We start from the raw sequence: 10,043 nt of genomic DNA, 5'->3' as shown, positions 1-10,043 counted from the left end.
CTGCATGGGAAAATGCTGCCGGTGTGGTACCTGTGGCGGGGCAAGGTGGCACGCGGCATCCGTCTGTGTGGGATAGTGCGCGGTGTCCGGCAATGCGGCCTGCCACTGCCGGTCCGTGACCCCGAAATCAAACAGCGATGTCAGGTCACCACAGACGCTGCGCCGCCATGGGGTGATGTTGGGTTCCATGACACCGAAGCGGCGTTCAAGGAACCGGATGACCGAGGTATGGTCGAACATCTGAGAATTGACCCATCCGCCCTTTGTCCATGGCGAAATCACGATCATCGGCACGCGGGGGCCCAGACCCACCGGTTCACCCTGATAGATCTCGCCCGTGACAGGTACGTTGCTGCCGCCCTGTGTCGTGTCCAGTGCGGGGACGGGGGCGGGGATGTGATCGAAAAAACCGTCATTTTCATCATAATTGAGGATAAAGACGGTTTTTGACCATACATCGGGATGCCGGGAGAGGACATCCATCAGGCGTGAAATCAGGTATTCGCCATAGCCCGGGGGCGCATCGGGGTGTTCGCTCAGATGCTGGGGCGGTACGATCCATGAAACCTGCGGCAGCGTGCGGTGCATGATGTCATGTTCCAGGGCCGCGACCAGAAACTGCCCTTCGGATGTATGGGCGTTGGACGCATCCGACCCTGGCACGATCGACCGTGCGGCGCGGTAACGGGCGGAGTGCGGGGACAGGTTGCGGAACTGCGCAAAGGAGGCGAGCGGATTATCCGTGAAGTTGTCGTATTCCTGATAGATCTTCCAGCTTACCCCATGTTCCAGCAGCCGGTCGCCATAGGTTTTCCATGTAAAGGCCCGGAAATCCTTCCGGTCCAGCGCCATGTCGGCTGAACCGTTTCCATCATCGACATTGGTGACGACCTGCACGCCATCCTGCCCGCACGCCAGGCCACTGGTGCCTGTAAACAGGAACAGGCGATTGGGGTTTGTCGGTCCGAAAATGGAGGCATGGTAATTGTCACAGATGGTAAAGGCATCTGCCAGCGCATAGTAATACGGGATATCCTGACGGTCGAAATACCCCATGGTCATCGGGGTCTTGACATCAATCCACGCATCCCAGTTGTTCCATAATGCCTGTGATCCCTTCCAGCTGTGATCAAGGCTGGGCAGGCATCCGGCGCTGGTGGTTGCGGTATTGAAGCGGAATGGCAGCACCGTCCGGCCTTGCCGGTCACGCTGGGCCAGCGGGGATCGCCCATCGGGCAGGAATTCGGGCTGGGGATCGGAATAGCCGCGCACGCCCTTCATGCAGCCGAAATAATGATCAAAGGCCCGGTTTTCCTGCATCAGGATAATGACGTGTTCAATATCCTCTATCCCGCCGCCCTGCCGGTTTGGCGGCACGGCCAGGGCGCGCCGCACGTTTTCGGGCAGTACCCCCGCCATGGCGGTTGCGGCCGACATCTGCAGGAAGCGGCGTCGGCCAGGGCGGATGAAACGGGGCATGCGGCCTTGTTCTCCTTGGATTCTTCCGCACGCAGCACCACAGGCGCACGGATATTGATGGCGCCGCAGCGTAGCGGGCATGGATAGGGAGAGCTTGACAGAAGACTACATAATTTTGGCATCATAACGTTTGGGCTTGTTACGGATCGCCAAAACATGAAAACTGGTGGTCGCTTCAGGATGTAGGGAAGGGAAGATGCTGCCTGGCGATATACCCGGCCCATCAGACAGCACGGTCAGACAGCCACGTGTGCTTGCCGCAGCGGCCACGGGGGCGTACCAGTTCATCCGTGATCAGGGCTGCGATCCCGATCGCGTGGCCCTGTCCGCCGGGCTGCGGCTTGACCAGAGCCTTTCCCAGACGGCGTCGCTCGACCTTGCCGGATACTGCCTTCTGTTTGAGGAAACCACCCGGCAGAGCGGGCATGCAGGGGTGGGCCTGTCCTATGGCCGGCATTTTACCCCGGACATGCTGGGCCTGATCGGTTTTATCGCCATGGCGTCCCCCACACTGGGTAACGCGGTGGAAAATGTGGCCGAACTGTTCCCGTACCACCAGAGCGGCACCATTACCCGCCTTGTCCATCAGGACGATGGCTGCGCGCGACTGGAATACCGGATCGTGACGGGCGGCATCATCGGGCGTGAACAGGATGCGGAACTGACCATGGGCATGTTCTGCAACATATTTCGCCATGTGCTGGGGCAGCTCTGGGCACCACGGGCCATCTGGCTTGAACATCGCCGCATTGCCACGCCGGGCGAATACGACAATGCCTTTGGCGCGCCGGTGCATTTTGGCATGGGCGTCAATGCGGTCGTGTTTGACAGGGCGGAAATGGGCTGCATCATGCCACAGGGAAATGTGCGGCTGCTTGATGTTTTGCGGTGCAGCCTGACATCGCTGTCGCCTGCGGCCGCAACCCGGCCAATGGGACCGGCCGCGGATCCGCTGCTGTCGCGCATCCGTACCGAAATCCGGTATTCGATGGGGCAGGGCGTGCCCGCCCTGTCGCATGTGGCGGAAACGCTGCGCATACCGCGCTGGACCCTGCAGCGTCGTCTGGATGGAATGGGCATTACGTTTTCGGCCCTGGTGGAACGGACCCGGCAGGAACTGGCCCGCGAATACCTTGCCCGCCCCACGATGCCGATTGGCGAGATCGCATTACTGCTGGGATATTCGGAAATCAGCGCCTTCAGTCGCGCATTCCGCAAATGGACCGGGGTCTCGCCACGCCTGTACCGCGCATCGCAGCATTCAGGTGGCGACCGCTAGGCACATGCCCGTGCGGAGGCAGGTCAAGTCTTTGTGCCTGTCGGTCAAGATATTTGAAAACAAACGTTTATAATTCCGTCATGGATAAATTACCTCCCGTTGGGAAGGCTATTGTACTGTGTCATATCATGCTTTTCTGGGGGGAGAGAAATTCTGCTTTTCCTCTCTGAAACAGGTGCTCGCCTATGCCTCACCCTATCGCAGCGGTGATGAACTGGCAGGGGTTGCGGCCCCTGATCCCCTGCAGCGTATCGGCGCGCGTGAGGCGCTGGCGAACATTCCGCTCCGGACCTTCCTGAACGAGGTCCCGGTCCCTTATGAGACGGATGAAGTCACGCGGCTGATTATTGACAGTCACGACACTGCCGCCTTTGCCCCCGTCGCGCATATGACGGTGGGGGATCTGCGCGACTGGCTGCTGGACCATGAAACCGATGGGGCGACCCTTTCGGCACTTGCGCCGGGGCTGACGGCTGAAATGGTCGCGGCGGTCAGCAAAATCATGCGTAACCAGGATCTGGTGGCGGTTGCCCGCAAGATCACGGTCCGCACGGCCTTTCGCAACACGCAGGGCCTGCCGGGGCGCATGGGGTCACGCCTGCAGCCCAATCACCCGGTGGACAGCCTGCCGGGCATTGCTGCGTCCATGCTGGACGGCCTGCTGCTGGGGGTGGGGGATGCCGTGGTGGGCATAAACCCGGCATCGGACAACATGGCCAATGCCAGTGACATCCTGCATATGCTCGAAGGGGTGCGGGTGCGCTATGACATTCCCATACAGACCTGCCTGCTGACGCATGTGACCAATACCCTGCAGCTTATGGAACGGAATGTGCCGGTGGACCTGGTGTTCCAGTCCATATCCGGCACACAGGAAGCGAATGCGGGCTTTGGCATTTCCCTGTCCGTCCTGTCCGAAGCCTATATGGCCAGCCAGTCACTGGGGCGGGGGACGGTCGGCACGAATACCATGTATTTCGAAACGGGGCAGGGATCGGCCCTGTCGGCCAATGCCCATCACGGCATGGACCAGCAGACGGCGGAGGTCCGGGCCTATGCCGTGGCACGGGCTTTCTCGCCGCTGCTGGTCAATACGGTGGTCGGCTTCATCGGTCCGGAATATCTGTATGATGGCAGGCAGATCATCCGTGCGGGGCTGGAAGACCATTTCTGCGGGAAGCTCATGGGCCTGCCGATGGGGTGTGACGTCTGTTACACCAATCATGCCGAGGCGGATCAGGATGACATGGACAACCTGATGATGCTGTTATGCACCGCTGGCATCAACTTCCTGATTGCCGTGCCCGGCAGCGATGACATCATGCTGAATTACCAGAGCCTGTCCTACCACGATATCCAGACCCTGCGTTCGCTGTTTGGCGTGCGGGCGGCGCCGGAGTTTGAAGAGTGGCTGATCGCGCGTGAGCTGATTGATGCAAAGGGTCGGATACGCGTCAATTCCCCCAGCATTTTTTCCGGGATGATACCCTCCAATGACTGATGAACGTCCCATTTCCTGGCAGGGGCTGCAGGCACGAACATCGGCGCGGATCGGCCTGCCCCGTACCGGCAATACGATTTCCGGTGCGGCCGTGCGGGAATTCCAGTATGCCCATGTCCGTGCGCGTCATGCTGTCTCCACCACGCTGGATACCAGTCGGCTGAACCTGTCACAGCCCCTGATCGAGGTTGAAAGCCGCGCCCGGGACCGCGAAGAATACGTCAGGCGTCCCGACCTTGGGCGACAGTTATCCGACAGCAGCCGCGAAAGCCTGCCGCACGGGCAGTATGATGTCGTATTCGTCATTGCCGATGGACTATCGGCCCTTGCGGCCCAGCAGCAGGGTCCCGCAGTGCTGGCGGCAATGATACCCCTGCTGGCGGGCTGGCGTATTGCTCCGCTGGTTGTGGCGCACAGGGCACGGGTGGCCCTGGGCGATGAAATCGCGACCTGCATGGGTGCGCGGTGCGTCGTGATGATGATCGGGGAGCGTCCCGGTCTGCGCTGCGCAGAGAGCATGAGCCTTTACATGACGTGGAATCCGCAGATAGGGATGAGGGATTCAGGACGGAACTGCATTTCCAACATCCATGGCCACGGCGGGTTATCCGCCATGACTGCGGCAAACAGTCTGGCATGGTTGCTGAAGATGGCGCGGACGCGCAATTACAGTGGCGTCAACCTCAAGGATGAAACCTGTACTATTGAGCAGACGGACCAGCAGAAAATATTATCGGATAAATCAGGAAAATAAAAAGCATCAATTCCGGCAATACAGATATATGAAAGAATGACCGTATGGCCTCTTTCATTTCCTGTGGCGATGGAACTATTATTTCCTGTCGTGTTGTGGGCAAAAAAAACGGCGCAGATGTGATTTTTATTCTATGGAAATTCCGAAAATAGTGCTGTGGCAGGAACGTAATAAAAGTTTCCAGCCGTTCCCTTTTTCAGGGATTGCTTGAGCGTAAATATTTTAAAAAAGCAAAAGTTTTTGGATCCAGTTTTTTTTTCAAAAAAGTGGCGTTCCTCGAAGCTTTTGAAGAAAGCTTCACCAAAAACTTTTTCATAATTTGCACGATGCTTTGTAGGCAGTTTTTTTAATCTGCGTACAGCCACATTGTAGAAATGTCAGTCGCAGACACGACAGGCCGTCAACGACATTTCACGTATTAAAAATACAGAAACTTGGAAAGTGCCTGTAATCAGCCAAGACCCACAGTAAACTGCGGTAAAGTAGCTGGCGTCCCGTACGGGATTCGAACCCGTGTTGCCGCCGTGAAAGGGCGGTGTCCTAGGCCTCTAGACGAACGGGACTAAAGGCGTGAGCGGTAAGTATCCCGACACGGGGGTAGGGTCAACCCCCTGATTCAAAAATATTGAAATTATTTGGCGATTGCCGCGTCACGGATGAAAAAAGTGGCGGATGTCCGGCCATTCCAGCTTTCGGCACGCAGCCATCCCGCCAGATGCAGCGGTGGCGTATCACGATCTTCCAGCACGGGGGCCAGCGGGCTTTCATTGGCGCGGAACACCAGTGCTTTCAGCCGGGGGCCTCGGCCTTCGCCCTGCAGCGTCAGGCGCAGGGTATTGCCTTCCCGCCCGATCCGTTCGGCATAGGCCACGCGCACGCGGGGCAGTGCGATCAACGGTTCGTCGTTACCGGCGCCAAACGGGGCCAGGCGGTCCATGTCCGTTGCAAGGGCCACATCGGCCGCCGCGACATTCACCACGGCGTCAATGGTCAGGTCCACGGCATCGGGCAGGCTGGCGGCGGTGGCCAGATGGCGGTCAAGGAATTCATGCAGGGCAGGGATGCCGTCCGCTGGCAGGCCGAATCCCGCCGCCATCGCATGGCCCCCGCCCGATGACAGCAGTCCGGCCTGTCGTGCCGCGATAATGGCGCCACCAAGATCCTGTCCCGGCACGGAGCGGGCGGAGCCTTTTACGCTGCCATCTTCCATCTCCGCACCAACCAGAACGGGACGGTTGAATTTTTCCTTGATCCGCCCGGCCACGATCCCGACCACGCCGGGGTGCCAGTCCCGGCCACTCAGCACCAGCACGGCATGCCCCTGCGCGCGTTGTGCGGCGGCCAGTTCCATGGCGCGGTCAAGGATGCCGGATTCGACGCTCTGCCGGTTGTGGTTGACGGAATTCAGCTTCTCGGCCAACGCCTGTGCTTCGGCTGTGTCCTCGCACAGCAACAGGCGCAGCCCCAGGCCGGAATCCGCGATACGCCCACCCGCATTGATCCGGGGACCGAGCGCAAATCCGCATGTAAACGCCGAAAGCGGGTCGCGCGCGCCCGCAGCTTCCAGCAGGGCCGCGAGTCCCGTGCGCTGCCGCCGCGCCATGACCTTCAGCCCCTGCGTGACAAAGGCACGGTTCAGGCCGTTTAACGGCATGACGTCACATACAGTCGCCAGCGCCACGAGGTCGAGGCTGTCCATCAACTGCGGGTCGGGATGGGATTCGAACCATCCTTCACGGCGCAGGATGCGGACTGTCGCCACCACGGTCATGAATGTGACCGCAGCCGCACAGATGCCGTGCAGGCCGGATGGGCAGTCTGGCCGGTTCGGATTGACCGTGGCCAGCACATGCGGCAGCGCGCCCTGCACCTGATGGTGGTCAAGGACAATGACATCACCACGCCCGCTTGCGTGTTCCAGTACATCCACCGCCGCCGTGCCGCAGTCCAGACACACGATCAGGGTCGCGCCCTGATCCTGCATGGCCTCGATTGCGGGGATGTTCGGGCCGTATCCTTCCGTCATGCGGTCGGGAATATGCGTCAGCACCGTGCAGCCCTGACGGCGCAGGAAATCGGTCAGAAGTGCCGTGGAACATGCACCATCCACGTCATAATCCCCGAACAGGCCCACCGTTTCCCCGTTGCGGATGGCGGTGGCCAGACGGATGGCTGCGGCATCCATGTCCGTGAAGGTGGACGGGTCGGGCATCAGCGCGCGCAGGGTGGGGGCCAGATAGGTTGCAACCTGTTCGGGGGCAATGCGGCGCAGGGCCAGCATGCGGCCCACGATTTCCGGCAGTCCGGTCTGCTGTGCAATGGCCATGCCCATGCGGTCGGTATGACTGGCCTGTCCGCCTTCGCGCCAGTTCCACCGGCGGCCCGTAACACTGTGGGCCACCCCCAGCACGGCTGGCGCCTGCTCCGCCTCCTGTGGCGCGGGGGACGCGGGAAAGGGGGAAAGCAGGTCGGCAGCGGACATGAAAACGGATCCTTGTGGGTATGCGGCGCGGGCAAGGCAGGATGGATGGTCCGGTCGGAACCATCCATTGCCCGGTGTTCAGGCCGCTTCGATACGGATCAGCGCGGGCTCATCCAGTACGGCGGACAGTTCTGCAATGTGATGCAGGGCATGCTGCATCGCGGCCTCGTTGGTCTTGTGCGTCAGCAGCACCAGCGGCACGGCATGGGTGCCATCGGGGCGGACGTCATGCGCGTCGGCATGCTGGAGCATGCTGCGCAGTGATACGCCGTTGTCACGCAGCACCGCCGTGATGTCGGCAATGACACCGGGGCGGTCTTCCACGTTCAGGCGCAGGTAGTATTCGCCCGTGAACGATTTGCTGGGCAGGGCCACGGCCTGCATCAGGCTATCAGCGGCACAGCCCCATACCGGCATGGCGGAGCCACGGGCGATATCGATCAGGTCCGCGCATACGGCAGTGGCCGTCGGTCCTTCGCCCGCACCCCGGCCTTCCAGCATCAGGCGGCCGACAAAGGCCCCTTCCGCCACCACGGCGTTGAACACGCCGTTGACCTGCGCAATGGGCGCATCCTGTGGGACAAGGCAGGGATGGACCCGGGCCTCGATACCGTTTTCATGCTGGCGCGCGATCCCCAGCAGCTTGATGCGATAACCCATCTTGCGCGCGAACTGCAGGTCCAGCGCGCCAATGCGGCGGATGCCCTCGATATAGACGGAGGCAAATACCACGGGCCGCCCGAACGCCAGTCCGGCAAGGATCGCCAGCTTGTGCGCGGTATCAATGCCGTCCACGTCGGTCGAGGGATCGGCTTCGGCATAGCCCAGCTTCTGCGCATCGGCCAGGATTTCGGCAAAGTCCCGCCCGGTTTCATGCATGACGGTCAGGATGTAATTGCACGTGCCGTTCAGGATGCCGCCGATCTTCAGAATCCGGTCCGCCGCCAGCCCCTCACGCACGGTCTTGATGGCGGGAATGCCTCCCGCCACGGCTGCCTCGAACATCAGCGGCACGCCCGCTGCCTGCGCCGTGCAGGCCAACTCGGCACCGTGAATGGCGATCAGCGCCTTGTTTGCGGTCACCACCGGACGGCGGTTTTCCAGCGCGCGGGTCACCGTCAGGCGCGCGGCACCTTCCGCCCCGCCAATCAGTTCGGCCACCACATCCACATCGGGGTGGGTGGCCAGTTCCTCGGGCGTGTCACACCAGGCGACATCGCTCAGGTCGACGCCACGGTCGCGCGTGCGGTCGCGCGCGCTTACGGCGGTCACCACCAGTTCGCGGCCCGCACGGGCACGGATCAGGCCGGCGTTTTCGCGCAGCAGTTTTACAACGCCGGCACCAACCGTGCCCAGCCCCGCAATGCCGATGCGCAGGGGCGGTTTGGGGGCGGGTTTACAAGGGGAAGAAGTCATGTGTTTTCCGTCAACCGATAAGGGCAGTCATGAATGGGCGGGCTGGGTGTCAGGCAGCGGGGCGGCCTGCTGCGTGGTGGGGGCCGTGCCACCGTGTTCCGTCATGAAATGGCGTATGGAGCGGCAGGCCTGACGCAGGCGCTGGGTGTTTTCCACCAGTCCGATGCGCACGAAGCCCTCGCCATATTCCCCGAAGCCAAGGCCGGGAGCGACCGCGACGCCAGCTTCCTTCAGCAGCAGCTTGGAAAAGCCCACGCTGCCCAGTTCACGGAAGCGTTCGGGAATGGGCGCCCATGCGAACATTGATCCTTCGGGGGAGGGTACATCCCATCCCGCCGTCTGCAGACCCTGAATCAGTACGTCGCGGCGCTTGCGGTAGATATCGCGGATTTCGGCCACGCAATCCTGCGGGCCACTGAGTGCCGCGACAGCCGCGACCTGAATGGGCGTGAACGCGCCATAATCCAGATAGGACTTGATGCGGGTCAGTGCTGCGATCAGCTTCGGGTTGCCCGCGGCAAAGCCCATGCGCCAGCCCGCCATGGAATAGGTCTTGGACAGGGACGTGAACTCGACGGCGATGTCCTTCGCGCCCGGCACTTCCAGGATGGAGGGCGGCACGTTATCGCCAAAATAGATTTCCGCATATGCCAGGTCCGACAGGATCCAGATTTCGTGCTTGCGCGCGAACGCCACCAGCTTGCGGTAGAAATCAAGGTCCGCGAGATACGCGGTGGGATTTGACGGAAAATTGACAATCAGCGCCGTGGGCTTCGGCACGGAATGGCGCACCGCGCGGTCCAGCGCCTCCAGCATTTCATCATCGGGCGTCGCGGGAATGGAGCGGACGGACGCACCGGCGATGATGAAGCCGAACTGATGGATGGGATAGGACGGATTGGGCACCAGAATGGTGTCGCCGGGGCTGGTGATGGCGGAGGCGAGGTTGGCCAGCCCCTCCTTGGACCCCAGGGTCGCGATCACTTCCGTCTCGGGGTCCAGCTTTACGTTGAAGCGGCGTTCATAATATCCCGCCAGCGCCCGGCGCAGGCCCGGAATGCCGCGGCTGACGGAATAACGGTGCGCGCGCGGGTCGCTTACAGTTTCCACCAGTTTCTGCACGATATGGGGC

General features: G+C 61.3%; 7 protein-coding genes and 1 tRNA gene. 3 read left to right on the top strand and 5 right to left on the bottom strand.

The annotated features are described in order from the left end of the window. On the bottom strand, positions 1-1,479 hold a 1,479-nt coding region (locus F1542_RS09065; RefSeq protein WP_193732751.1), incomplete at its 3' end, for a phosphocholine-specific phospholipase C. 196 nt (positions 1,480-1,675) lie between these two features. Between F1542_RS09065 and F1542_RS09060 the strand changes: the two genes are divergently transcribed. From F1542_RS09060 to eutC, 3 genes are all read left to right on the top strand, one after another. Then, positions 1,676-2,758 carry an AraC family transcriptional regulator gene (locus F1542_RS09060; protein WP_193732750.1) on the top strand — a complete coding sequence of 361 codons (1,083 nt, stop codon included), beginning with the start codon at positions 1,676-1,678 and terminating at the stop codon, positions 2,756-2,758. A gap of 118 nt (positions 2,759-2,876) precedes the next feature. Then, positions 2,877-4,259: an ethanolamine ammonia-lyase subunit EutB gene (locus tag F1542_RS09055; protein ID WP_193732749.1), complete on the top strand. Its 1,383-nt coding sequence runs from the start codon at positions 2,877-2,879 to the stop codon at positions 4,257-4,259. After that, positions 4,252-5,013, top strand: a complete 762-nt coding sequence (eutC, locus tag F1542_RS09050; RefSeq protein WP_193732748.1) for an ethanolamine ammonia-lyase subunit EutC — start codon at positions 4,252-4,254, stop codon at positions 5,011-5,013. The genes F1542_RS09055 and eutC overlap by 8 nt, the downstream gene beginning before the upstream one ends. A gap of 487 nt (positions 5,014-5,500) precedes the next feature. Here eutC and F1542_RS09045 read toward each other — a convergent pair. The 4 genes from F1542_RS09045 to F1542_RS09030 form a co-directional block, all read right to left on the bottom strand. After that, positions 5,501-5,576: transfer RNA gene (locus F1542_RS09045), tRNA-Glu, on the bottom strand. A 68-nt stretch (positions 5,577-5,644) separates the two neighbouring features. Further along, positions 5,645-7,495 (bottom strand): single-stranded-DNA-specific exonuclease RecJ, encoded by a 1,851-nt coding sequence (gene recJ / locus F1542_RS09040; RefSeq protein WP_193732747.1) that lies wholly within the window; start codon positions 7,493-7,495, stop codon positions 5,645-5,647. Positions 7,496-7,573: 78 nt separating this feature from the next. After that, positions 7,574-8,911: a homoserine dehydrogenase gene (locus F1542_RS09035; RefSeq protein ID WP_193732746.1), complete on the bottom strand. Its 1,338-nt coding sequence runs from the start codon at positions 8,909-8,911 to the stop codon at positions 7,574-7,576. Between the two features lie 27 nt (positions 8,912-8,938). Then, a partial coding sequence (locus F1542_RS09030; RefSeq protein WP_193732745.1) for an LL-diaminopimelate aminotransferase occupies positions 8,939-10,043 on the bottom strand: 1,105 nt, incomplete at its 5' end.

It is taken from the genome of Komagataeibacter sp. FXV3 (assembly GCF_015155755.1).
Classification (GTDB): Bacteria; Pseudomonadota; Alphaproteobacteria; order Acetobacterales; family Acetobacteraceae; genus Komagataeibacter.
This window is presented reverse-complemented; position numbering and strand designations above follow the sequence as displayed.